The organism is Nitritalea halalkaliphila LW7, assembly GCF_000265075.1.
In the GTDB taxonomy this organism is placed as follows: Bacteria; Bacteroidota; Bacteroidia; order Cytophagales; family Cyclobacteriaceae; genus Nitritalea; species Nitritalea halalkaliphila.
Genome location: NZ_AJYA01000026.1, coordinates 14,907 through 34,983 on the forward strand (window position 1 = coordinate 14,907; position 20,077 = coordinate 34,983).

The 20,077-nt window shown below is 49.1% G+C and carries 23 protein-coding genes and 1 pseudogene; 13 read left to right on the plus strand and 11 right to left on the minus strand.

Translation table 11 applies throughout. From position 1 onward, the window contains the following. Positions 1–50 precede the first annotated feature (50 nt). From A3SI_RS21630 to A3SI_RS09840, 5 genes are read left to right on the plus strand one after another with little or no spacing between them, the layout of a single operon-like run. Positions 51–185: a hypothetical protein gene (locus A3SI_RS21630; protein ID WP_262491773.1), complete on the plus strand. Its 135-nt coding sequence runs from the start codon at positions 51–53 to the stop codon at positions 183–185. After that, positions 185–445 (plus strand): sulfite exporter TauE/SafE family protein, encoded by a 261-nt coding sequence (locus tag A3SI_RS20780; protein WP_238531708.1) that lies wholly within the window; start codon positions 185–187, stop codon positions 443–445. Before A3SI_RS21630 ends, A3SI_RS20780 begins: the two co-directional genes overlap by 1 nt. 43 nt (positions 446–488) lie before the next feature. Further along, positions 489–809, plus strand: coding sequence for a sulfite exporter TauE/SafE family protein (locus A3SI_RS20785; RefSeq protein ID WP_238531706.1), 321 nt, complete (start codon positions 489–491; stop codon positions 807–809). A 12-nt stretch (positions 810–821) separates the two neighbouring features. After that, positions 822–2,207, plus strand: a complete 1,386-nt coding sequence (locus tag A3SI_RS09835; protein ID WP_009055529.1) for an ATP-grasp domain-containing protein — start codon at positions 822–824, stop codon at positions 2,205–2,207. Between the two features lie 21 nt (positions 2,208–2,228). After that, positions 2,229–2,585, plus strand: a complete 357-nt coding sequence (locus A3SI_RS09840) for a response regulator (protein ID WP_009055531.1) — start codon at positions 2,229–2,231, stop codon at positions 2,583–2,585. 384 nt (positions 2,586–2,969) lie between these two features. On the opposite strand, the gene A3SI_RS22635 is transcribed toward A3SI_RS09840, so the two are convergent. The 4 genes from A3SI_RS22635 to A3SI_RS22650 are packed head-to-tail and all read right to left on the minus strand — an operon-like array spanning position 2,970 to position 4,838. Beyond that, positions 2,970–3,494: a CocE/NonD family hydrolase C-terminal non-catalytic domain-containing protein gene (locus A3SI_RS22635; protein WP_316929158.1), complete on the minus strand. Its 525-nt coding sequence runs from the start codon at positions 3,492–3,494 to the stop codon at positions 2,970–2,972. Continuing rightward, positions 3,410–4,165 (minus strand): CocE/NonD family hydrolase, encoded by a 756-nt coding sequence (locus A3SI_RS22640; protein WP_316929159.1) that lies wholly within the window; start codon positions 4,163–4,165, stop codon positions 3,410–3,412. The genes A3SI_RS22635 and A3SI_RS22640 overlap by 85 nt, the downstream gene beginning before the upstream one ends. Continuing rightward, complete coding sequence (locus A3SI_RS22645) at positions 4,108–4,641, minus strand: CocE/NonD family hydrolase (RefSeq protein WP_316929160.1); 534 nt, start codon at positions 4,639–4,641, stop codon at positions 4,108–4,110. Before A3SI_RS22645 ends, A3SI_RS22640 begins: the two co-directional genes overlap by 58 nt. After that, the gene (locus A3SI_RS22650; protein WP_009055533.1) at positions 4,596–4,838 is read right to left on the minus strand and encodes a hypothetical protein; all 243 of its coding nucleotides are present in this window, start codon (positions 4,836–4,838) and stop codon (positions 4,596–4,598) included. The genes A3SI_RS22645 and A3SI_RS22650 overlap by 46 nt, the downstream gene beginning before the upstream one ends. Before the next feature lie 229 nt (positions 4,839–5,067). On the opposite strand from A3SI_RS22650, the gene A3SI_RS09850 reads away from it, so the two are divergent. After that, positions 5,068–5,529 (plus strand): CBS domain-containing protein, encoded by a 462-nt coding sequence (locus tag A3SI_RS09850; protein ID WP_009055535.1) that lies wholly within the window; start codon positions 5,068–5,070, stop codon positions 5,527–5,529. Between the two features lie 62 nt (positions 5,530–5,591). Here A3SI_RS09850 and A3SI_RS09855 read toward each other — a convergent pair whose 3' ends face one another. After that, positions 5,592–6,965 carry a TIGR00341 family protein gene (locus A3SI_RS09855; protein WP_009055537.1) on the minus strand — a complete coding sequence of 458 codons (1,374 nt, stop codon included), beginning with the start codon at positions 6,963–6,965 and terminating at the stop codon, positions 5,592–5,594. A 522-nt stretch (positions 6,966–7,487) separates the two neighbouring features. Between A3SI_RS09855 and A3SI_RS09860 the strand changes: the two genes are divergently transcribed. Genes A3SI_RS09860 through A3SI_RS09870 form a run of 3 tightly spaced genes read left to right on the plus strand, consistent with a single transcriptional unit; the run spans position 7,488 to position 10,013 of the window. Beyond that, positions 7,488–8,285, plus strand: a complete 798-nt coding sequence (locus tag A3SI_RS09860) for an MlaE family ABC transporter permease (RefSeq protein ID WP_009055540.1) — start codon at positions 7,488–7,490, stop codon at positions 8,283–8,285. Between the two features lies 1 nt (position 8,286). After that, positions 8,287–9,033: an ABC transporter ATP-binding protein gene (locus tag A3SI_RS09865; protein WP_040670644.1), complete on the plus strand. Its 747-nt coding sequence runs from the start codon at positions 8,287–8,289 to the stop codon at positions 9,031–9,033. Continuing rightward, positions 9,033–10,013 carry an MlaD family protein gene (locus tag A3SI_RS09870; protein ID WP_009055543.1) on the plus strand — a complete coding sequence of 327 codons (981 nt, stop codon included), beginning with the start codon at positions 9,033–9,035 and terminating at the stop codon, positions 10,011–10,013. Before A3SI_RS09865 ends, A3SI_RS09870 begins: the two co-directional genes overlap by 1 nt. A gap of 80 nt (positions 10,014–10,093) precedes the next feature. Here A3SI_RS09870 and A3SI_RS09875 read toward each other — a convergent pair whose 3' ends face one another. From A3SI_RS09875 to A3SI_RS09885, 3 genes are read right to left on the minus strand one after another with little or no spacing between them, the layout of a single operon-like run. Further along, a complete protein-coding gene (locus tag A3SI_RS09875) occupies positions 10,094–10,315 on the minus strand; it encodes a hypothetical protein (RefSeq protein ID WP_009055545.1) in 222 nt (73 codons plus the stop codon). Between the two features lie 16 nt (positions 10,316–10,331). After that, entirely contained in the window at positions 10,332–11,012 is a 681-nt protein-coding gene (locus A3SI_RS09880) for a hypothetical protein (RefSeq protein ID WP_009055547.1), read from the minus strand. A gap of 6 nt (positions 11,013–11,018) precedes the next feature. Next, entirely contained in the window at positions 11,019–11,201 is a 183-nt protein-coding gene (locus A3SI_RS09885) for a hypothetical protein (protein ID WP_009055549.1), read from the minus strand. Between the two features lie 410 nt (positions 11,202–11,611). Here A3SI_RS09885 and acnA point away from each other — a divergent pair. After that, a pseudogene (gene acnA, locus A3SI_RS09890) lies at positions 11,612–14,394 on the plus strand (aconitate hydratase AcnA). Between the two features lie 97 nt (positions 14,395–14,491). On the opposite strand, the gene A3SI_RS09895 reads toward acnA, so the two are convergent. Continuing rightward, entirely contained in the window at positions 14,492–14,890 is a 399-nt protein-coding gene (locus A3SI_RS09895) for a hypothetical protein (RefSeq protein WP_009055550.1), read from the minus strand. A 125-nt stretch (positions 14,891–15,015) separates the two neighbouring features. Between A3SI_RS09895 and A3SI_RS09900 the strand changes: the two genes are divergently transcribed. The 3 genes from A3SI_RS09900 to A3SI_RS09910 are packed head-to-tail and all read left to right on the plus strand — an operon-like array spanning position 15,016 to position 18,705. After that, positions 15,016–16,290, plus strand: a complete 1,275-nt coding sequence (locus tag A3SI_RS09900; RefSeq protein WP_009055552.1) for a glycosyltransferase — start codon at positions 15,016–15,018, stop codon at positions 16,288–16,290. Further along, on the plus strand, positions 16,287–17,528 hold the full coding sequence (locus tag A3SI_RS09905) for a glycosyltransferase (protein ID WP_050977478.1): 1,242 nt from the start codon (positions 16,287–16,289) through the stop codon (positions 17,526–17,528). The genes A3SI_RS09900 and A3SI_RS09905 overlap by 4 nt, the downstream gene beginning before the upstream one ends. A gap of 10 nt (positions 17,529–17,538) precedes the next feature. Continuing rightward, on the plus strand, positions 17,539–18,705 hold the full coding sequence (locus A3SI_RS09910) for a glycosyltransferase family 2 protein (RefSeq protein WP_009055555.1): 1,167 nt from the start codon (positions 17,539–17,541) through the stop codon (positions 18,703–18,705). A 28-nt stretch (positions 18,706–18,733) separates the two neighbouring features. Here A3SI_RS09910 and A3SI_RS09915 read toward each other — a convergent pair whose 3' ends face one another. Continuing rightward, positions 18,734–19,441 (minus strand): LytR/AlgR family response regulator transcription factor, encoded by a 708-nt coding sequence (locus A3SI_RS09915; RefSeq protein WP_009055556.1) that lies wholly within the window; start codon positions 19,439–19,441, stop codon positions 18,734–18,736. Positions 19,442–19,613: 172 nt separating this feature from the next. Next, positions 19,614–20,072, minus strand: a complete 459-nt coding sequence (locus A3SI_RS09920; RefSeq protein WP_009055558.1) for a DUF2062 domain-containing protein — start codon at positions 20,070–20,072, stop codon at positions 19,614–19,616. Between the last annotated feature and the right edge of the window lie 5 nt (positions 20,073–20,077).

Sequence of the window (20,077 nt, forward strand, 5' to 3'; positions counted from 1 at the left end):
ATGCTATTTTCTTTTAATTGCTTAGGAATTAGTTTTAAGTAAGAAAATATATGATCCAACTCCTTCTCGTGCTCTTGGGAGCATTTGTTGTTTTTATTCTTAGTACCTTAACAGGAGGTGGGGCTAGCTTGTTATTAATGCCGCTGGTGGCGGTAGTGGTGGGCGTGAAGGCGGTGGCGCCGTGATGGCCATCAGCATCGGGATGAGCTCGACTTCGAAGGTCTTGTTTTTCTGGCGGGACATCGACTGGAAGCTTTTCGCCTGGCTATTCCCCTCCACCATCGTGGGCTCCATTCTCGGTGCGAGCCTGTTTGCCAGCTTATCGGCAGATTTCTTGCAGGTGTTAATCGGTTTATTACTCGTTTCAACCATTTTCCAGTTTAATCGGAAGGAAAAAAAGCCTCGATTTCAAATTAAGGCATGGCATTTTGCCCCATGGGGCTAGTCGTTTCCTTTCTCTCCGGCCTGATCGGTGGGGTGGGACCCTGATGAATTCCGCTTACCTGAACTATGGTATTAGCAAGGAAAGCCTGCTGGGTACGCGTAGTGCCAATGCAATCGTGCTGCATATCACGAAAATTATCAGTTACGCTTATTTTGGTTACGTGACGGGGGAGGTGATTACCTACGGTTTACTGATCGGGGTGTCCTCCATTTTGGCGGTGTATGTGGGCAAGAAGATTTTGGCCCGCATGTCGGACTTGTTTTTCCGTAAGATCGTGGTGGCCAGCATGGTGCTCAGTGGGGTGCTGATGCTGTGGAAAAACCGCGATTACGTTATCGAATTTATAGAAAACTTTCAAGCATAAAGCGATTTAAAGATGAAATTAAGTATTTCCAATCATGTACACCTGGTGGAACAGGGAGATTTCGAGGCTACGGACCATTGGTATCCGCGGGTGTTGAACTCGAACATCCATCCACTGGTGGCCTATTTTCTCAACTTGAGTCACGAGCAGATGGCGGAGCGCTATCATCGTATCCATCCGCAGACGGATAAGGAGGCGCTGTTAGGTTTATTTCGCTATCAGCCTACGTATTTCCGCTGGGCGGGAACGGATATGATGCATGTCATCAACCATGAAGGCAATCGGAAGTTGACGCTGATAGAGACCAACTCTTGCCCTTCGGGCCAAAAGTCCATGCCGCTTTTGGATCTAAATGTGGAGCAGGGGGGCTACCGTCGGTTGATCGAAAAGACTTTCAAGCCGATGATCGATGCGCATCCGGAAACGGGTAAGCTGGCCGTGCTTTACGATAAAAACCCGATGGAAAATTTGGGTTATGCGGCTACGATAGCTGATGTGATGGGAGAGGATGTTTTGATCGCGAAATTCGATAAGGCGGATCAGGATCCTCCTGCGAAGTTTATCGACGGAAAGCTTCATATTCGTGGGGAGCAGGAGCGCTGGGAAGAGGTCCGCGCAGCCTTCCGGTATGTGACTCAGGAACCTTGGACGCGGATTCCGGAGCAGGCGAAAACGCTGCTTCTAAACCCGATAGAGGCCTGCTTGTCCGGTGGGCGTAATAAAAAGGTGGCCAGTGAGGCCTATGATGCCTTTAATGAGACCTTTGCTTCGAAAGGATTGAGTATTTTTACGCCGCAAACTGTCCGTGATGTGCCGTATGAGGCTATAGAAGAGCATTTTCATGCCTTAGGGGGCGCCATGGTCATCAAGGTTCCCGATTCGAACGCCGGTCAAGGGGTCTATACCGTGGTTTCGGAGGAAGAATTAGCACGCGCCCTGAAAGCTATAAATAAGGAAGATCGCTTTTTGGTGCAGCAGTTGATCCAAAGCAATTATGTTCCCGGGCAGGATACCTCTAATGCATGGTACCACGTCGGTACGATTCCTGACTCGAAAGGCAGAAGTTTTGCTTTTGACTTGCGTTTAATGATGCATGCGACAGAAGAAGGTGTACGCCCGCTGGCCGTGTATAGCCGGCGCTCGCGTTTTCCGCTGAATCAGGCACTGCCGGAGGGCATGGACTCTTGGGAGGTGTACGGCACAAATCTCTCGGTGAAGGGTGAAGATGGCTGGACCTATGCGGATGAGCGCTTGATGCTCTTCGATATTCGTAACTTCGGCCAGCTGGGGCTAGGGGTGGATGAGTTGATTAAAGGTTTCGTACAGTCTGTAATGGCTGTGTATGCGATCGACCAGCATGCGATCCGGACCTTTGGAGAAAAGAACAGGAATCACTAAATTAACCAAAAAAGGAATCAGATGAGTGCGAAGATATTAATTGTTGAAGATGATGTGGTGTTTTGCAAGATGCTGACACGTTTTTTGTCCAAGCAGGGCTATGAGGTGCGCGATGCGCAAAACGGAAAAGACGCGAAGGAGTTGATTGCTTTAAACACCTTTGACTTGGCCATATTGGATTATCGGCTGCCCGATATGAATGGAATCGAGATTTTACAGCACATGCGTGCCGAGAAGGCCGAGGCCAAAGTCATCTTGATCACCCGTTATGGGGATGATGAGATCGCCGCGAAAGCGATCGAGGAGGGTGCCGCGGCCTTTGTTTCGAAGCCGATCAATCCGAAGGAGCTCACAGAGGTTATTCATCAGGTGCTGTAAGGCACCTTTTTTAGTGGAAAATTTCTTAAATGGCCCCCCTGTGACAAAAGGTGTTTTTCGCGAAATGAAAAAAAATCTGCTGTCAATGAATCATAAGTATTTTGTTACCGATTAGCCTGCGAAGGGCTGCGTACCTTTAAAGCATCAGAACAGAGAAAAGGATTGGCATTTCTTCTGAACTGATGGCGGAAAGTCGGATTTTTTATACTTTATTTTTTTGTGGCCCATGCTTCGGTATGATACGCATTTTTTAGGAACCCGACACGGCTGGAAGCAAAAAAGTGCCCCCTATACCATGCGGTTTAGGGGGCCTTTCCATTTTGTGCCCCTGGACTTTGGGCCTAGCCCAAAAGGGAAAAAACTGCAGTCATTCTGGGCCTCAGTTTAGGGCTGCATGCGACGGGTTTTAATCCGCGTGCCTTCATGGTACACGCTATGGAGCGCTGGGATGAAATCGCTATCCTCCGCTTGGAAAATGTTCTCCACATAACGCTGCGGGTTGCGGTCGATCAGCGGGAACCACGTGCTCTGAATCTGGATCTGGATTTTATGTCCTTTTTTAAAGGTGTGGAAAACGTCCTGAAGCAGGAGCGGCACCTCGGTGGGAACATTCGCCTCGAAAGGTTTCGGGCTACTGAAGTCTTCGCGGTAGCGTCCTCGAATCACTTCGGAGCGCACCATCATGTGGTAGTTGCTCAGATGCACTCCTGCCTGTACATGGGGATGATCGGGGGTGTCCGCAGGGAAGACATCTACCAGTTTCACGATCCAGTCGGCATCTCCTGCATCGGTGCTTACAAGCAGTTCGGCCAGCACCTCGCCGACTAGGGTAATGTCCTCCTCCAGTACTTCGGTTTCGAAGACGAGCACGTCTGGCCGCCTGGCGGCAAAGCGCTGGTCATCGGCCATGTACTTCCTCGGGGTGAAATTAAATTTAATGTCCTGGCTGTAGGGAACGGGCTTGGAAGGATCCGAGATGAAGCTGCTTTTTGTGCCTTTGCCGCAGGCGAAGTGCTCAGCCGCCCATTCGCATGGGTGTAAAAGCTGATTTCAGCACTATTTTTCGGCGGCCACTGCTCGAAGGAGGCCCAGCCATGCTTGCCGGTATCGAAAACGTAGGCCTCGGGGAGACCGGTTTTGCCATCGCCCTCTTCTTTCAGGAAGTGGCGGAAAAAGGTGGCCTCGATCTCGCGCTGGTAGTTCGTGCTCAGGCTGTCGCCAAAGTAAATGTTCGCCACCTGCTGTCTGCCGCGCTCGCGTGCCCAGTCTCCATGCGACCAAGGGCCCATGACCAGGGTATTATAGGTGTCGGGGTTATGTTTTTCGATGGTTTTGTAAATCGTCAGCGGCCCGTAGAGGTCTTCGGCATCGAACCAGCCGCCCACAGTCATCACCGCAGGGCGGATATTTTCTTTCAGGTGTGGGATGATGCTGCGTTCCTGCCAGAAACTGTTGTAGTCGGGATTTTCCTTCAGCTGTGTCCAGAAGAAATTATCGGGGCCATAGTACTGGTCTGCATTTTTCAGTGAGCCCATGTCCATAAAAAACTGGTAGGCATCCCTCGTGCCAGTATCGACCATTTTATACCAGGCTTATCGGTAGGGCCCTCATGCTGGTAGCCAAACACTGCGGTGGCCACCCAGTAGCTCAGGAAGTAGGCGCCATTATGGTGGAAGTCATCGAAATAGAAGTCTCCGATGGGTGCCTGTGGGGAGACAGCCTTCAGGGCGGGGTGGGCATAGGGTAGGGAGGCAGCCGAGTAGAAGCCCGGGTAAGAGATGCCCCACTGCCCGAAGCGTCCATTGCTCTCTTCGCCGAGAGCCTCAAGTAAAAACTCGATGGTATCATAGGTATCCGTACTTTCATCGATGACTTCATTTGAACTCCGGTCAGGTCGTGTAGGCCGCATGTTGTCATAGGTACCTTCCGACATCCAGCGTCCCCGCACATCTTGGTAGGCAAAAATATAGCCTTCCTTCATCATGGTTTCGGAGGGGCCGAGGCTGGTTTTCATGGCCTCACCGTAGGGGCCAGCGCTGTAAGGGGTGCGCTGCATGACCACGGGATAGCGCGGCTTTTGTCCTTCGGGACATAGACCTCAGTGTGGAGGTGCACCCCGTCCCGCATGGGGATTTTAAAGGTTTTTTTGGTATAGTGGGTGCTGACGTAATTTTTTTCCGCTGTGTTTTGCTGCGCAAAGCCCACTGCTAGGCTTAAGAACAGAACCAGCGTCAAGAGATAGCGTGGCTTCATATCGTTGTTTTTTTCTAAAAATACACCATTTCTCTCTGGGGCGCATGCTTTTTTCCATAAAAGTGACGCTTAAAGGGCTTAGTGGCCGTTTTGTTTACGACAGGGAGAGGGAAAATACAGATAAAATTCGGGAAAAAAGGTTGGGAATGCTTGAAAATAAGGTCTTTAAGATTTGTTATTCCCAAAAATTTTTCTTAAATTCCATTTCACAATCTAAATAATATGTCTTATGGTCAAGAGCTTTCAAGGAGTACGTGTGGTAGAAACCAAAAAAAATGAGGCGGCCCTCACGGTGGGCGCCTGTATGAGTACGAAGTTGATTACTTTTCGGCCGGAGGACCCGGTATTAAAGGTCGTGGAGGTCTTCGCCCAAAAGAAAATTTCAGGTGCTCCGGTCGTGGATGATGCGGGGAAATTAATCGGCATGATATCCGAAGGGGATTGCTTGCAGGAAGTGATTCGGGGCAAGTATTCGAACACGCCTCAGTACCCAAGTACGGTAGAAAACTACATGACGCGTGAAGTGCGCACGCTTCAGCAGGACATGTCGCTTTTCGAGGCTGCTCAGGCTTTTCGTGTGGAGAAAGTGCGCCGCTTCCCTGTGCTCAGTGCCTCTGGGCAATTAGTAGGTCAGATCAGTATCAGTGACGTGATTCGGGTGTTTGCCCGCCTGCAGGCTACCACTTGGTAAGTACGCCCACTTGCCCTGCGCATGAGGCAGGTGGGGAGCAGGCTTACACCGCTTCTGCTCCATCACTGGACGATCAGCGCCACAGTGTCTGCCTGCGTGCGCACCTTCAGCCATTCCTGGAAGCGCGCTAGCTCTGCTGGGCTGGGGCGCTTCTGGAAACCTGCATAGGCCATAAGTAAAGTATCTACCTTGCCTTCCGCATTCGCCAGCAAGACCTGGTTGAGGGTGAAGCGCTGTAGGTCTTTATGGTGCACGCGGGCCTCGCGCAAGTAGAGGGGGGCCTGTCCAGCTGTAGCCACATACCCTTCCAGCTCTCTTTCCAAGAGGGCTATTTTTTTGTCCTTATCTTCGAGGGTGGCCATGTTGCGATCATAAAGATCTTTTAAAATATCTGAGCGCAGCACGTTCATATCGGCAGCCGCATCTCCACTTTGTTTGATACTTACAAAGGTATTTTTTAATCCGAAGGCTTCCGTTTTCTTTTTAATGGCGGTAAGTTGGTCCTCACTCAATTTATCTCCAATCAGCACTACTTCGATATGGCTGCTGTCTGCCGCATAATACAGCTTCGTGTTGATCACCTGTGTGCGTTCGAAATCGAATTCAGTAGCGATAAAGGTGCTTGCTCCCTTTTCCCAGAACGTTCGGGTGACGATGTTGTACGCGAGATAAACACTGGGGATGATGGTGGCTAGCGCAAAGAAGGTGATATACTGCCGAACCTGCTTTTCTCTCCTCGGGTCTAAAAACTCCTTTTTAGGGAAGTGCATAAAGCGCACGATGAGGTAGGTAGAAATGCTGATGAAAACAGAGTTAATGAAAAACAAGTAAAACGCTCCGAAAAAGTAGTACATGTTGCCCGTGGCCAATCCGAAACCAGCCGTACAGAGTGGCGGCATAAGGGCGGTGGCGATGGCCACGCCGGGAATGGCATTACTTTTTTCTTTTCGAGACCCTGCCACGATTCCCGCTAGTCCTCCGAAGAAGGCGATGAGCACATCCCAGATGGTGGGCTCCGTTCTTGCCAGTAGCTCAGACTGCGCATCATCGAGCGGGGTAAAGCTGAAATAAAGGGTAGAGGTCAGGATACTAATGAGTACAGCGATGCTCAAGTTTTTAAAAGACTTTTTTACAAGCTCGAAATCATTTATACCCGCCGCCAGTCCGATCCCCATAATCGGCCCCATGAGAGGGGAAATTAACATGGCCCCGATGATGACTGCGGTGGAGTTCACATTTAATCCTACAGAAGCCACCAAGATGGCAAATATCAGGATCCAAAGGTTGGCGCCTCGGAACTCCACATTCTTCCGGATATAGTCGATGGTTTCGGCCTCTTCTTCTTTGCCTTCATGCAAGTCGAAGCGCTCACGAATGAAGAACCAAATGTCTTGAAGCTTGTCTGTCCAACGGGCCTTAGTGGGGGACTTCTGCATATGCTGTAACTCTTATATAGGATCCGAAAATACACTTTTTTTTCGAATCCCTAATCCGGAAAGGAGAGGGGAGAAACAGGATTGGAGGAGACTCTGCCAGAAAATCTGCGCGTGAAAATGCATGACGGGGTTTTTTTCAGGGGTTCAGAAGCAAAAAAACGACCTCAGCCTAACTACTTTATAGCTCGCGTGAAGCCCCTATGTATGGAATGAAGCCTATTTATCTAAGTAATTGATAAAAAGCACTATAAATAATATTTAGACACGACTAAATTAGCCTTCCCTAAAATAATTAGGTTGTCCTAAATCAAAAAAATAGCGCTTTCCGATCCGAAAGGCGTTTGAAAAAGTTAACTTTGTGCAAAGGGTGGAAAAGAATTCGCCACATTCGTGTCAGCAGCACATGCTTTGGAATGTTATTTGTTAGTTTAGCTGCATATTTCGGTGACAACTATTCAGTAGCAGCCCCTTCGTGTGGGTGCTCCGCTACACGTTTTTACAAGCTTTAGAGAATAAATGACTATGGGGCAGATGCCAGCTACTAAGGGGCCTGTAATCAGTAAAAAGATTGACCGTTTTTTTATTGGTTTAGCAAGCGCCTTTTTATTTGTGAAGCGATTTTTTCAGGAGGTATGGAAGCCGCCGTACGAGTTTAAGGAGATCGCTCGCCAGTGTTATGAAATCGGATACCGCAGTTTACCGCTTATCTCCCTAACAGGATTTATCGTGGGTGTCGTATTTACCAACCAGTCTCGTCCCTCTCTTTCTGAATTTGGAGCTACTTCCTGGTTGCCGGCACTTATATCGATCGCGATTATTCGTGCCATGGGGCCCCTTGTGACTGCCCTTATCGCTGCGGGTAAGGTAGGGTCAAGTATCGGCGCAGAAATAGGCTCCATGAAGGTAACGGAGCAGATCGATGCGATGGAGGTATCCGCCATCAACCCGTTCAAGTATCTGGTGGTCACACGAACCCTTGCCGCTACCTTTATGATTCCGGTTTTGGTGATGTACACGGACTTTGTGGCGCTCATGGGTGCCTTTTTAAATGTAAATGCGAATGAAATGGTCTCCTTATCCACTTTCTTCGTACAGGTATTTGAGGCCGTTTCCTTTTTGGATATCTTTTCCTCTATTTTAAAATCTTTGGTCTTTGGCTTTACGATCGGGATTGTGGGCTGCTATAAGGGCTACAACTCTTCGAAAGGAACAGAAGGGGTAGGGAAAGCGGCGAATGCGGCGGTAGTAATGGCCATGTTCCTCATCTTTATCGAGGAGCTGTTGGCGCTACAAATTGTAAACGCCATACGTGCACTATAATATGGAGAAGGTTGTTGAAATTCGTGACTTATTCAAATCTTTCGGAGACAACCATGTTCTCCGTGGAGTGGATTTGGATTTGTATAAAGGAGAAAACCTGGTCGTTTTAGGAAAATCAGGTACCGGAAAATCGGTTTTGATTAAAATCATGGTAGGCTTATTACCGATCGACTCTGGCGATATCACCATCTTCGGCCAGTCCATCAAAGGACTCAAGCTCGGTGCCCTAAACAAGTTACGTTTACGCATTGGCTTTGCCTTCCAGCATTCGGCGCTTTACGATAGTATGACGGTGCGTGAAAACATGGAGTTTCCACTTACCCGTAACGTAAAAGGGCTCACCCGTAAAGAAATTGATTACCGAATAGATCGCCTGCTGAATTCGGTAGGCCTTCCACAAACGGCTAATCAGATGCCATCGGAATTGTCCGGTGGTCAAAAAAAGCGTATCGGAGTCGCGCGGACGTTGGTTTTGGAACCAGAAATCATGCTGTATGACGAGCCTACCGCTGGTCTGGATCCGATTACTTGTATGGAAATCAATCATCTCATCAACCAGGTGCGTGAGGAGTTTAATACTTCTTCCATCGTCATTACGCATGACCTTACTTGCGCGAAAGTAACAGGAGACCGGATGGCTGTCCTATTGGATGGCCAATTCGGTGCAGTGGGTACCTTCGATGAGGTATTTCATGCCGAGGCTGACCCTCGCATAAAGTCTTTCTATGATTATAACTTCATTCAATAATGAGAAACGATAATAAAAAGAATGTCATAGTAGGTATTTTCGTTTTTATCGGAATTGCCATCCTCGTCGCCGGTGTACTGACGCTTGGCGGCCAGCAAAAGAAGTTTGTAAAAAGTATCCGCTTAAAAGCAGTCTTTGACGATGTAGCGGGGCTTCAGCCAGGGAATAATGTCTGGTTCTCTGGAGTTAAAATCGGGAATGTACGGCGTATCAACTTCTACGGCGATTCTCAGGTAGAAATCGAGATGAACATCGAGTCGAAGACGAAAGAGTTTATCCGCAAGGATTCGAAGGCTACGATTAGTTCTGATGGACTTATTGGAAATAAAATCATTGTACTCTATGGCGGGACTTCTGCGGCAGGTGTGATCGAGGATGGTGATCGCCTGATGACTGAAATGCCGCTCGATACAGAGCAGATGATGGTTACTCTTCAGGAAAATAATCAAAACTTGGTGTCCATCACGAATGACCTTAAAACACTAACTGGAAAAATAGCGGCAGGTGAAGGGATCATCGGATCCACCCTTATGGATACGACAATCGCTGAAAGCTTTAAAACGATGCTCTTGAATTTTGAATCAAGTTCAAGAACTGCCAATCAAATGCTTGTAGAGCTTAATCGTTTCTCGAAAGAACTCAATAAAGAAGGCAATCTGATCCATGACCTTACCACTGACGATGCCTTGTATGTAGGATTAAAAGAAACTATGGCTTCTTTTCAGTCGACCGCTGGTCAATTAGAGCGCATGACCGAAAGTTTAAACGCGATCACAGAAAAATTGCAACAATCGGATAACACAGCTGGTCTTTTACTCAACGATGAAGAGACCGCCGCTACGATGAAAAGTTTAGTGAATAAGCTTGATGAGTCCGCCACTTCCCTAAATGCAGGTCTAGATGCTCTGGAGTACACTTGGCCATTTAGAAGGGGATTCAAGCGAAAAGCCAAAGCGGAAGAAGCTGCTTCTCCTAAGTAGTTGGCTGGACGCAAAGCAATTCTTTTATCAGTGTTATAAAAGAAGCCCTTTTAATTTATAGTTAAAAGGGCTTCGATACATCAGGCTTCTTTTATTGAATTTCCTCCATAGGTGTTCATGCCAACAACACCAGATTGTCCACCACCAGGACTTTCTTTAAACGACGTGTAAGCGTCTTTTACAGCGCACCACGCTTTTTTTGTTAAGACTCCAAAACTGTGAAAGATTGAGCCTCCTCCCACTATTGTATTGGACTCCGACTCGGACAGAGGCATTAGCATGCCATTTTCTTGATTTTTCATAAAAATTTAAGTTTTTCTAATTTGCTATCCAAAAGGATGCAAGCATAAGTAATAAAAATACAAATTGAACGACAGTACGATGGAGCACCGCTAGCCAAAATCCATGGCGAAGATGGGTAATGCCTGTAAATATTCCAGAGCATACGAGTTGAATCGCTACAATCGAGATAGCCGCATGGGATAAACCAAGCTCATGTTCGGGGAGTAGCAATAGGCGTATGCCGGCATAGTAGAGTGCACTACCGATTATACTGTAAAAAGTCCAATCGTAAAGTCGTTTTGAAACTGCCAAAGACCCTAAAAAAAGTAGTAGCCCGGCAGCGAGTACCTGTTCCTGCAGTGACGCATCCAGTAAAATGGTTGCGACAAAAAAGAGGGCTGCCGCAGCACCTGAATACCACAGGAATTTGCGCGCATGCAAATAAGCACGTAGCAGAAACTCATCCAAAGGAATCCAAAGTAACCCGATACAGATAACGACAATATAGGATGTATCCCAAATTTCTTCTTCACTTGTCAGACCTTCTACGCTATCGATTCCCCCTGTAAGCGAAAGTATACCGATCAAAAAACCCGTTAAAAGCAAGTGAAATCCGATATTTTTAAAATAAGAGGAGTCTAACCCCCGTCTAAGGTGGCGATATTCAGAAGTAGGGGAAGGGGATTCACGCCAAGATTTAATGATTTCTGCTACCATGCTTATTTAATTTTCTTTTATTTCTTCACAAGAACAAGGCGTTTCATTAAAGCCATCCACAAAATCGTTGATAGCTTGTCTGATGCCTTCAGCTTTGAATAGATAATCCATAAACCTGCCTATATTCCATAGGGTGCCGCCGTGAATGCTGTGCATTTCTTCTGAATCTAGTTTTTCTACAAATTTCATTCTATAAAAATTTAAAAATCCCTACGTTTAAAGGAACGTAGCTTATCCTAAGGAAGGAAGTCCCACTGCCCGCTAGCAAGGTGTATGGCTTTAGATCCTTGTTTCAAAGAAAGCCTCCTTCCGTGTTCAATCAAGAACGGAAAAGAAAAAATGGGGCATGGGGGGAATTTTTTGAGCTAGCTCCTCGGTTTCCTTTGTCCCGAAAGGGACGTAGGCACCGCTCCTTCACGGTTATTCGTATGTCCCGCTTCGTGAGAAAAGCAAGTTTCTCGACTGAAAAAGAAAAGGATTAGGAGAAAAGGAATGATTTTTGGACTTAAATCGTTAATTTAAAAGACTTTTAGACAGTGGAAGGCAGGGAAATGGGTGAGGGGAGTCTGAAGCAGCGAACAACCTTAAACCATATCATCATGAAACAAAATCCTTTTAAGAGTAAGCGAGAACTGGAGACGAAAAATGGCCCGCTTACCTACTGGAGTTTGGAGGCCCTGCAAGAAGCCGGCTATCCGATCGAGACATTGCCTTTTTCCATACGTATTCTGCTGGAAAATGCCCTAAGGAATTTTGACGATTTCGGGGTGACCGAGGAACATATCAAGACACTGGCCAACTGGTCGCCAGAAGCATCCGATAAGGACATTCCGTTTAAGCCCGCCCGCGTGCTGATGCAGGATTTTACGGGCGTTCCGGCAGTGGTGGATATCGCCTCGCTGCGTGCGGAAGCGGTGCGCAAGGGCAAGAATGCCGAGGAAATCAATCCGCTTATTCCAGTGGACCTGGTCATCGACCATTCGGTGCAGGTCGACTATTTTGGCACCCATTATAGCTATAAAAAGAATGTGGATGTCGAATACGAACGGAATGGTGAGCGCTACCAGTTTTTAAAGTGGGCGCAAAAGGCTTTTGATAACTTTTCAGTGGTGCCTCCCGGCATGGGCATCTGTCATCAGGTTAACTTGGAGTACCTCGCGCAGGGGGTAATCGCCCGTGATGGTGCCGTCTTTCCCGATACATTAGTGGGCACTGACTCCCATACGCCGATGGTCAATGGTATCGGCGTAGTGGCTTGGGGTGTGGGCGGTATCGAAGCCGAGGCCGCGATCCTTGGGCAGCCGATCTATTTTATCTTGCCAGAAGTGGTGGGCCTTAAATTAAGTGGGAGCCTGCCCCTCGGAACTACGGCCACGGACATGGTGCTGACCATCACCCAACTTTTACGGGAACATGGCGTGGTGGGCAAGTTCGTAGAGGTTTTTGGCCTGGCCTAGACAGCCTCAGCGTCCCGGATCGAGCGACCATTTCGAATATGAGTCCAGAATTCGGCTGTACGGTGACCTTTTTCCCTATCGATGAGCGCACGGTAGACTATATGGAGAAGACGAACCGCAGTGCTGAGCAGATCGAGTTAGTCGAAACCTACTGCAAGGCCAATATGCTTTGGCGGGAAAATGAGGAGAAAATCCGCTACAGCACCGTGGTTTCCTTGAATCTAGACGATGTCGTTCCCACCGTTTCCGGCCCGAAACGTCCACAGGATAAGATTCTCGTGCGTGAATTTAAAGACAAGTTTCAAGAGCTGCTGCTTGCTAATTATGGCCGTACCTATATTCCCATCGACGATCGGGACAAGGCAGAGGGGCGCTGGCTCGATGAGGGGGGCTCTCAGATGCCTACCGCGAGTAGTCAGGCGCCAGCCGCTGTGGAATACGAAACGAAGGTGAAGGATGGGCTTAAAACAGTCATCGTCAAGCTACATAATGAGAAATTCGCCTTATATGATGGTTCGGTCGTGATCGCTGCGATAACCTCCTGCACGAATACATCGAATCCATCCGTCATGTTAGGGGCCGGCCTGGTGGCCAAAAAAGCCCGCGAGCATGGCTTGGATGTAAAGCCCTGGGTGAAGACCTCCCTGGCTCCCGGTTCTAAGGTGGTGACCGATTACCTTGAAAAATCCGGTTTACTGGATGATTTAGAGGCACTTCGCTTCCATGTGGTAGGCTACGGTTGCACCTCTTGTATCGGGAATTCTGGACCGCTGCCCGTGCATATCGCCAAAGCCGTGGAGGAAAATGATTTGGTGGTCAGCTCGGTGCTGTCTGGCAACAGGAACTTTGAGGCACGTGTGCACCCACAGGTAAAGATGAACTTCCTCATGTCGCCCATGCTGGTGGTGGCCTATGCGCTGGCAGGCCGCGTGGACATCGATCTGAATGAGGAGCCCATCGGGTATGATCCGAACTTACAACCGGTATACCTGAAGGATATTTGGCCTTCGAATGAGGAAATCCACGAGCAGATGCGCAAGGTGCTCAGTCCAGAGGACTATGCCCGCTCTTATGGGGAGATTTTCGAAGGAAATGAACAGTGGAAGGCGCTGGATGCCCCTAAAGATGCTGTTTATCAGTGGGATGAGTCCAGTACCTACATCAAGGAGGCGCCTTTTTTCGACGGCATCTCCGAGGAGCCGGCTGCGCCAAAGGACATCGAGGAGGCCCGCGTTTTACTGGTTTTAGGGGACTCTATCACCACCGACCATATCTCTCCAGCAGGCTCTTTTAAGCCAGATAGTCCAGCGGGTCGCTACCTACAAGAGCGCGGCGTAGACCCTAAAGATTTTAATAGCTACGGATCGCGCAGGGGAAATGATGAGGTCATGACTCGCGGGACCTTTGCGAATGTGCGGATTAAGAATGCCTTAGCCAAGCAGGAGGGAGGCTTTACCCGTCTCTTGCCGGATGGTGAGGAAATGCCTGTTTATGATGCCGCCATGCAGTATCGGGAGCAGGGTACCCCGCTGATTGTTTTGGCGGGCAAGGAATACGGTTCCGGATCCTCCCGCGACTGGGCCGCTAAGGGGACTAATTTGCTGGGTATCCGTATGGTGCTGGCTGAATCCTACGAGCGCATCCACCGCAGTAATTTGGTGGGGATGGGCGTGCTCCCTGTACAATATATGGAGGGAGAGTCGGCAGAAAAGTTGGGCCTGACAGGTGAAGAATCCTTTACGGTGACCGGTATAGCGGAGGGGCTTTCGCCCCAAAAGGTACTGGAGGTGAAGGCTGTAGCTGCTGATGGTTCAAGTAAAACCTTCCAGGTGCGCTGCCGCTTAGATTCTCAGATAGAAGTGGCCTATTACACCCATGGAGGCATCTTGCATTATGTGCTTCGCCAGTTTTTAGCTAAGGACTAAGAAGTAGCGACTTGCTGGGCGGGCTCCTGGAGCGTAGTGGCTCAAGTGCTAACTAGCGCATGTCCGGTTGGGGTGTAAGGCCCGAATCGGACATTTTTTATGTACTTACCTGCCTGAGGTAAAGAAAACGGTCCTTCCAAATGGTCAGGTAGAGGATGAGGTAGCCGATAATGAGTGTGGTAGGCAGAAGAAAAAGTGGATTTTTGGTTTTATAGGTCAAGTAAAGGCCGACCAAGGTGAAAATAAGAAGGGCTGCACGGATGAGTTTGCGCAGCACAGTGTGAATCTCATAGGTAGCCCCATCTTCTAAACGCTCAAAAGGGTATTCCGGGCTGCTGCACCAGTCCTGATGCACGCGGAGACTTTCCCCGGCCTGCAGGGAAATTTCTTGTTTCATTCGATCAAAAGCCAGCCGCCGACTGCCTTTGCTGACCTGTAGGGCATTCACATTCTCTAGCGCCTTGGTACGTACCAGGGTGATGGTTTTTTCTTGCATATCTGCTCAATCAAAAGAGTAAAGTCGAAGATACCCTTTAATATACGAGCGCGCCACATATTTTTAAGCAGATAAAGGGGATTTTCGAAATAATTTTATACTTTCAAGGCTGTAAAGCCCCCAGCATGAGTACCACAATCTTAACCCTTTTCGCCCTTCCATGGTTGTTTTTTGCCTTTTTATACCCCCTCATGCAGGGCCTCTATCGGGTGCGAAAAACTCATTTTGACCGAAGGTCAAATTTCACCTCTCTTCAATTTCAGGCCGATACAGCTGTCGCGGCTGCTGCTACCCCGCCCAGCATCGCCTGTGTCATCACGGCCTATAAAGAAGGGCATGTGGCACTTCCGCTGATCGAGTCCCTTCGTAGGCAGCGGTATGGGGAACAAAATTTTCATATCTACCTTGTCGCCGATCGCTGCGTATCCGCAGATTTACCAGCCTCGGATGCGCGACTAACGGTCATCGAGCCAGAGGAGCCCTTGGATTCGAAACTAAAGTCCCTCCATGCCGCCAGCCAAGCTTTTCGGTCAGAACATCATGCTGTTCTGGTGCTGGATCCCGACAATTTAGCGCATCCTCAGGCGCTGGAAGCCTTAGCGGAAGCCTTTTCTGCTGGCTTCGAGGCGGTTCAGGGAAATCGGGTGGCTAAAAACATGGACACCAAAATAGCCGCTTTGGATGCGCTGGGAGAGCTGTATTACACCTACCACCAGCGTTTCCTGCCCTATAAACTGGGTAGCTCAGCCACCATCGCCGGCTCAGGAATGCTAATCGAACGTCATTTTTTCCAAAACTACCTGGACCGCCTGCTGTCCACCGAAGGGGTGGTGCTGGCAGAGGATAAGTTGCTGCAGATGCAACTGGTGGAAAGTGGCCGGCGCATCGCTTTTCAGGAGCGCGCCTTGATCTTCGATGAAAAAAGTACCAGCGGTGCCCAGGTGCAGCGGCAGCGGACACGCTGGCTAAAGTCTTATTTCGATCATGTAGGCGATGTTATCCGTTTAGGATGCGCCTGTTGGCGCAAAGGCGACCGAGGAGGGGCCTTTTTCGCGCTGATGATCGCTACACCCCCTTTTGTGTTTTTAGTGGGGGGACTGGCCTTATGGACCTTGGTGTCTCTGCTCGGTGTTCCCACACTTTTACCGCTTTTTGGGCTGGCTTGGTTGGCCTTTTTAGGTGGCTGGGTGATAGCCCTGAGGGGCTTGCACGCACCTCCAATCCTTTGGGAAGCCCTGCCTTGGATCCCGATTTTTGCTGGGAGACAGGTCCTTTCTTTACTGGGCTTTAAGCAGGCCAAGACCGACTTTATGGCCACTTCCCATGATCGGGTGTGGTCCATAGCGGAAGTCTGGAAGAAGCGCAAAGCCGATTTTAACCATTTAAACTTGGATGCATGAGGTCCCTTGAACAACTTCGGCAGCTTCCCATCGTCATGCTCTCCATGTCGCGCTGGGACAGCCCGATCTCTTCGGCTTCCTGGTCTCTGGCGCAGGAGTTTGCCAAGCAGCAGCCGGTGTATTATGTAGACTATCCCTATACTTTTCGGGACTTTCAGCGTGAAAAAGGGCAGCCGGAGTTGGCCCATAGACAGGCGGCGCTGAGCCGTGGCGAGCAGGTACTCCGCGAGGTAGGAGACGCAGCCTTAGGCGGGCGGTTGAAGGCACTGACACCGCCGCTGATGTGGCCGGTCAACTGGCTTCCGCCCGGGCCTCTCTACCGCTTCGCGCAGAGGAGAAACGACAGGGTCTTGGCGAATTCTATTCAAGCAGCACTTGCGTCGGAGGGGCATAAGTCTTTCATTTTGTGGAACTCATTTAATCCAATTTACTTATCCACATTCAAAGAATTTCTGCAGCCTGCCTTGAGCGTTTACCACTCACGCGATGCCATCGGTGCTATTAATGCCTACACGCGTAAGCATGGGGTGGCGGCTGAACTCGCTGCTATCCGGGGAGATTACGCCATTAGTTTGGCCTCCTCTGGCGCCTTGGCCCAAGACCTTTCCGCACGTGCTGGCCGCGAGGTGCATGTGTTTGCGAATGGAGGTAATACGGAGCTTTTCGCCAAAGCCTGGCGGGAGGACTTGCCCTGCCCGTCGGCACTTGCTGGACTGCCTCGGCCGATTATCGGCTACACAGGTAATGTATGTCAGCGCCAAGATTATGCCTTACTCGAGAAAATCGCCCGGCGCTTTCCGAAGGCCTCCTTGGTATTTGTAGGGCCTCGCGAAGATCATCTGCATACCTCCATTCGGTTAGCCGATTATCCGAATGTGCACTTTGTCGGCCCTCGTCAGCTGGCCGAGCTGCCGGCCTACCTTAAGCAGATGGACTGTGCGCTGATTCCTTTTGAAAAGACCGCATTAACCGCAGGCATTTATCCATTAAAAATCAATGAATATCTGGCAGCGGGCAGGGCCGTGGTGAGCACGAATTTCTCTGTGGACATTGCTGGTTTTGCAGATGCTATTTATTTGGCAGAAGACCATGAAGCCTTTTTGGAGGCTTTGCCGAAGGCCATCGCCGACCAGTCTCCCGAAGCCATCCAGGCGCGCTATGCCCGAGCTTCTCAAAACTCCTGGACGGCACGTGTCGCACATTTCTGGTCCCTTATCGACACCTTATTTTACCGCTAATCTTACTCCTATGGAATTTCTTTTCTTTCTTTCTTTGGCGATTTTAGTGTACACCTATTTGGGGTACGGCCTGCTGATCACCGTACTGGCGAAAATGAAGGGCAAGCCCGAGGAGGCCCCCTTACCCGAGCCACTGCCTTTTGTGAGCGTCATCGTGCCCTGTTTTAACGAAGGTCCTGACCTGCGGTCAAAAGTACATAATACCCTTGCGCTCGATTATCCGGAAGACAGGCGGGAGTTGATTTTCATCTGTGATGGTAGCGATGATGGTTCCGAGGCCATTCCAGCCTCTTTTCCTGAGGTGACAACGCTCTTTTCTCCCGAGCGTAGGGGAAAATTGGCGGCGATGAAGCGAGCTGTGGAGTATGCGAAAGGAGAGATTTTGGTCTTTTGCGATGCGAACACGGTCTTAAACCCTGAGGCCATAAAGGCGCTGGTGCGCCCCTACGCAGACCCCCAGGTGGGCGCTGTGACGGGTGAAAAATACATTTTGGTGGATGAAGGCGACGCTGCCAGCAGCAAAGGCGAGGGCGTGTACTGGAAGTATGAGTCTTTTCTGAAGCGAATGGATGCCCAGTGGAACACCTTAGTGGGCGGTGCAGGGGAGTTGATGTCCTATCGCCGCTCCTGCTTCGAGTTTTTGCCGGATGATACGATTTTGGATGATTTTATGCTGACGATGAAAATCGCCGAAAAAGGCAATCGGGTGCTTTATATTCCTGAGGCGCGTGCTTCAGAGTATGCGAGTGCGAATGTAGAGGAAGAGCTTAAGCGTAAAATTCGTATTGCGGCGGGTGGCTGGCAAAGCATCAGTCGTTTGCCGCTGGCGGCAAATCCTTTTCACGATTTCAAATTATGGTTTCAGTATGTCTCCCACCGGGTGCTTCGCTGGACACTGGCGCCCTTTTTACTGCCTGTTCTTTTGGTGACGAATGCACTTTTGGTAGTTCAGGGGGCGGGCTGGGGGTACACGCTGTTTTTCATCGGGCAGCTGGCTTTTTATGGTTTAGCCTTTCTTGGATATAGGCTGCGTAACGCTCCCGTTTCGATCAAGGGTTTTTTTGTGCCTTATTATTTCTATGTAATGAATTATGCGGCGGTCTTAGGCTTTTTCCGGTGGCTGAAAAAAGCGCAGCCCGCCACCTGGGAGCGTGCGAAACGCGCAGGTGGGGGCTGAAACCTGCCTGATAAGAAGCGTAAGGTGTTCACATCATGCGGCGCAACTCGTTACTCTTGCGGTAGGCAACAGATATCTCTTCCCCGTTGATGAGCTTTAAAAAGTGATCCTGCCGGTCCCAAGTTACGACCTTATTAATGTTTACCACAAACTTGTTATGAATGCGCAGAAAATCTTTCGGCGAGAGCTTTTCGAGCAGCTGTCCGAGGTTTTTGGAGGCGAGGAGCGGCTCATGCCCTTCCCTGTGCACTTCGGTGTAACTTCCATTCGCCTTTAGGTAGAGGATTTCTTTCGTCTGAACGAAGTGAATCTGATTCTCCATGTGGATGGATAAAATATTCTCATTCTTGATTTGGTCCTCTTTTTTGGGCTCCACGAAATCAAGAAATTTCTCCAGGCAGGCTTTGAAGTTGCTGCCGATAATCGGTTTTAAGAGATAGTCAAAAGGCCGTACCTTGTTAATCGTTTCGATGGCATAGTCCTTATGGGCAGTTGTAAACACCACAGAAAAGTCTGGGTCTTTAATGGTTTCGAACAGCTCGATTCCTGTTTTTCCGGGCATCTGGATGTCCATAAATACAAGGTCGGGCTTTTTTTTCGTGATCACTGGGATGGCTTCATCTACAGAACCACAGGTGCCAATAAGTTGAAACTTGTCATCACCATACTGTTCGAGAAGGCTGGCCAAATATTCTTGGGCGTGGACCTCATCATCCACAATCAATGTTTTAATCATGTCCTAAAATAGAAAAAAAACGGTTTACTCAACAGCTTTTTTCGGTCAAATGATAAAATTCTATCTGAGTGGATACTCGGAAAATCGACTTTTCCTGCTTGTAGGGGCATATGCGCTTATTTTTTCTTAGGTATTTTCGTGAAGTCGAATCGCATCCAAATGACCTGCTGATTTAGCCATGCATTCTGCGCCGAAGAAAGTAGCGTGAACCTTGGTAAACTAAAAAGTAAAATAGAAGAGAAACAGGCGCTGCGATCAGCAACCAAGCCCCAAGGGCGACGAAAATGCGCTCGGAAAGCACTTGAAAAACGGCTCGAGGTCCTTCCCCAAGTAAAACCTGTAAGCCTTCCCAGTCTAATGGGAGTGGAGGTAGGCCCATCATCCCCTCGCCAACACGAATAAAAAACAAAATCCCCAGCAGTTGAACAGGAGTCAAAACATAGCTGAAACCCATTGCCAGAGGCAAATTCAAACGAAACTTGACGATAAAGAAAGTCAACAGCAGCGTAACGGGTCCTATTAGCGGGATCGTACTGATGAATAAGGTAATGCTTAAACAAAGCGCCAGCTCTTTAGGGCCAAGACCCTGTTGGAAAAAAGGTAAAATGAGCTGCTTTAATTTGCGCAACATAACAC

Bases quoted from the DNA above. Each gene is read 5' to 3' on its own strand.
- A3SI_RS09870 (WP_009055543.1), top strand. From the start codon at position 9,033: ATGAGAAACGATAATAAAAAGAATGTCATAGTAGGTATTTTCGTTTTT.
- A3SI_RS09900 (WP_009055552.1), top strand. From the start codon at position 15,016: ATGAGTACCACAATCTTAACCCTTTTCGCCCTTCCATGGTTGTTTTTT.
- A3SI_RS21630 (WP_262491773.1), top strand. From the start codon at position 51: ATGATCCAACTCCTTCTCGTGCTCTTGGGAGCATTTGTTGTTTTTATT.
- A3SI_RS09910 (WP_009055555.1), top strand. From the start codon at position 17,539: ATGGAATTTCTTTTCTTTCTTTCTTTGGCGATTTTAGTGTACACCTAT.
- A3SI_RS20780 (WP_238531708.1), top strand. From the start codon at position 185: ATGGCCATCAGCATCGGGATGAGCTCGACTTCGAAGGTCTTGTTTTTC.
- A3SI_RS09875 (WP_009055545.1), bottom strand. From the start codon at position 10,315: ATGAAAAATCAAGAAAATGGCATGCTAATGCCTCTGTCCGAGTCGGAG.
- A3SI_RS20785 (WP_238531706.1), top strand. From the start codon at position 489: ATGAATTCCGCTTACCTGAACTATGGTATTAGCAAGGAAAGCCTGCTG.
- A3SI_RS22640 (WP_316929159.1), bottom strand. From the start codon at position 4,165: ATGGTCGATACTGGCACGAGGGATGCCTACCAGTTTTTTATGGACATG.
- A3SI_RS09860 (WP_009055540.1), top strand. From the start codon at position 7,488: ATGGGGCAGATGCCAGCTACTAAGGGGCCTGTAATCAGTAAAAAGATT.
- A3SI_RS09880 (WP_009055547.1), bottom strand. From the start codon at position 11,012: ATGGTAGCAGAAATCATTAAATCTTGGCGTGAATCCCCTTCCCCTACT.
- A3SI_RS22650 (WP_009055533.1), bottom strand. From the start codon at position 4,838: ATGAAGCCACGCTATCTCTTGACGCTGGTTCTGTTCTTAAGCCTAGCA.
- A3SI_RS09865 (WP_040670644.1), top strand. From the start codon at position 8,287: ATGGAGAAGGTTGTTGAAATTCGTGACTTATTCAAATCTTTCGGAGAC.
- A3SI_RS22635 (WP_316929158.1), bottom strand. From the start codon at position 3,494: ATGGCCGATGACCAGCGCTTTGCCGCCAGGCGGCCAGACGTGCTCGTC.
- A3SI_RS09895 (WP_009055550.1), bottom strand. From the start codon at position 14,890: ATGCAAGAAAAAACCATCACCCTGGTACGTACCAAGGCGCTAGAGAAT.
- A3SI_RS09850 (WP_009055535.1), top strand. From the start codon at position 5,068: ATGGTCAAGAGCTTTCAAGGAGTACGTGTGGTAGAAACCAAAAAAAAT.
- A3SI_RS09885 (WP_009055549.1), bottom strand. From the start codon at position 11,201: ATGAAATTTGTAGAAAAACTAGATTCAGAAGAAATGCACAGCATTCAC.
- A3SI_RS22645 (WP_316929160.1), bottom strand. From the start codon at position 4,641: ATGCAGCGCACCCCTTACAGCGCTGGCCCCTACGGTGAGGCCATGAAA.
- A3SI_RS09855 (WP_009055537.1), bottom strand. From the start codon at position 6,965: ATGCAGAAGTCCCCCACTAAGGCCCGTTGGACAGACAAGCTTCAAGAC.
- A3SI_RS09905 (WP_050977478.1), top strand. From the start codon at position 16,287: ATGAGGTCCCTTGAACAACTTCGGCAGCTTCCCATCGTCATGCTCTCC.
- A3SI_RS09915 (WP_009055556.1), bottom strand. From the start codon at position 19,441: ATGATTAAAACATTGATTGTGGATGATGAGGTCCACGCCCAAGAATAT.
- A3SI_RS09835 (WP_009055529.1), top strand. From the start codon at position 822: ATGAAATTAAGTATTTCCAATCATGTACACCTGGTGGAACAGGGAGAT.
- A3SI_RS09920 (WP_009055558.1), bottom strand. From the start codon at position 20,072: ATGTTGCGCAAATTAAAGCAGCTCATTTTACCTTTTTTCCAACAGGGT.
- A3SI_RS09840 (WP_009055531.1), top strand. From the start codon at position 2,229: ATGAGTGCGAAGATATTAATTGTTGAAGATGATGTGGTGTTTTGCAAG.